We start from the raw sequence: 1,580 nt of genomic DNA, 5'->3' as shown, positions 1-1,580 counted from the left end.
CGGTATTTGGCGACGGTGCGGCGGGCGATATTGCCCATTCCCGCCTCGGCCAGTTTCTGCCGCAGCTGGTCATCGCTGAGCGGATTGGATTTGTCCTCGCTGTCCACCAGCTCCTGCAGCTTGGCCTTCAGGGCGTCCCAGCTGCGCTCCTGTCCGCTCTCATCCTCCAGCCCGCCGCTGAAGAAACTGCGAAGCGGCAGAATGCCCTGCGGACACTGAACATACTTGCCCGCCACCGCACGAGACACCGTTGCTACATGGACGCCGACTTTCTCGGCAATCACAGACATCGGCAGCGGTTTTAAATACAGCGGGCCCTTCTCGAAGAAATCCCGCTGATAATCCACGACGGCCTGCGCCACCTTCTGCAGCGTCTGGCGGCGCTGGGCAATTGCATCCATAAACCACTGGGCCGAACGGATGTTTTTCTGGAGGAACTGCCGGGTTTGCTCATCAATACGCCGGTTGCGGGCCATCTGCTGATAAAAGCGGTTGACCCGCAGATTCGGCAGGTCGGTTTCGACCAGCACCGCCCGGAATCCGCCGGACTCGTCCGGCTCCACCAGAATATCGGCAGTAATGGGGTGATTGTCATTGCGCCCAATCTGCAATCCCGGCGACAGGTCCATCTTGCTCATCCGCTCAATGGCCTTATTAACCTCCTCGAGGGAGCAGTTCATCTTTTTGGCTATCTGCGGCAGCCGGTTTTCGAGCAGTTCCTGCCAGCGATTTTCCAGAAGACGGATCTCAAAATTGCGGTCCTCCGGGCACTGCCGCAGCTGAATCAAAAGACACTCGCGGACATCCCGGGCCCCCACGCCCGTCGGCTCCAGCTGCTGAACCAAAGCAAGGGCCTGCTGAAGATGCTCGAGCGTAAAAGGAGACTTGTCTTTCTGATACAGCTGTTCCAGCGGAACCGTCAGATATCCTTTCTCATCCAGATTGTCGAGAATCTGCTCGCCGGCGGCTTTCACCTCTTCCGGGGCATCCACCAGCCGCCACTGGTCTTTCAGATATTCCTGAAGGGACTGGCCCGCCGCCGGGGTATTTTGGATGGCCTCCAGTTTCCGGTCCGGCTCCGACGGGTCATACGCGCTGCGGCGGAAAAAATCCCCGTTGGAAATGTACTCTTCAAACTCCTCATCCAGACTTTCCAGACGCTGAAAATCCTCCAGCCGGTCCGGGTCTTCGGAAACCACCATTTCCTTTTCCGGAAGGGGTTCCTCAGACGGCTCCTGGGCCGGGGCAGCCTGTTCGGAGCTCTCTTCCACCCGCTCCAGGACGGGATTGCTGTTCAGTTCGGCCTCGATTTTTTCCTGAAGGGCCAGCAAAGGAAGCTGAAGCACTTCCATTGACTGAATCATCCGGGGAGCCAGCTTCATCCGCTGCTCCATCCGCATCTGGCAGCTGAGGTTCATCCGCATATTCATAGGCTGTTTCCGTTGTCTAAATCAGGGGTTCCAAAAGCCGAACGAGTCCTATTGTACAAATCCTGTACCAGAAAGGCAAAAATTTTTCGCATGATTGCTCTAAAGTTCGCTGCGGCCGAGAATTGCATCCGCTAAAATGGTGCCGCTGGA

1 protein-coding gene is annotated in these 1,580 nt (G+C 57.2%); it reads right to left on the bottom strand.

Going from position 1 to position 1,580, the window contains the following annotated elements; genetic code table 11:
• Positions 1–1,430, bottom strand: a 1,430-nt coding sequence (rpoN, locus tag PKY88_13305) for an RNA polymerase factor sigma-54 (GenBank protein ID HOQ06177.1), incomplete at its 3' end; no start/stop codon positions are given.
• Between the last annotated feature and the right edge of the window lie 150 nt (positions 1,431–1,580).

It is taken from the genome of Anaerohalosphaeraceae bacterium, from assembly GCA_035378985.1.
In the GTDB taxonomy this organism is placed as follows: Bacteria; Planctomycetota; Phycisphaerae; order Sedimentisphaerales; family Anaerohalosphaeraceae; genus JAHDQI01.
Note: the sequence above shows the minus strand (reverse complement) of the source record. Positions and strands in the feature narration are given on the sequence as shown.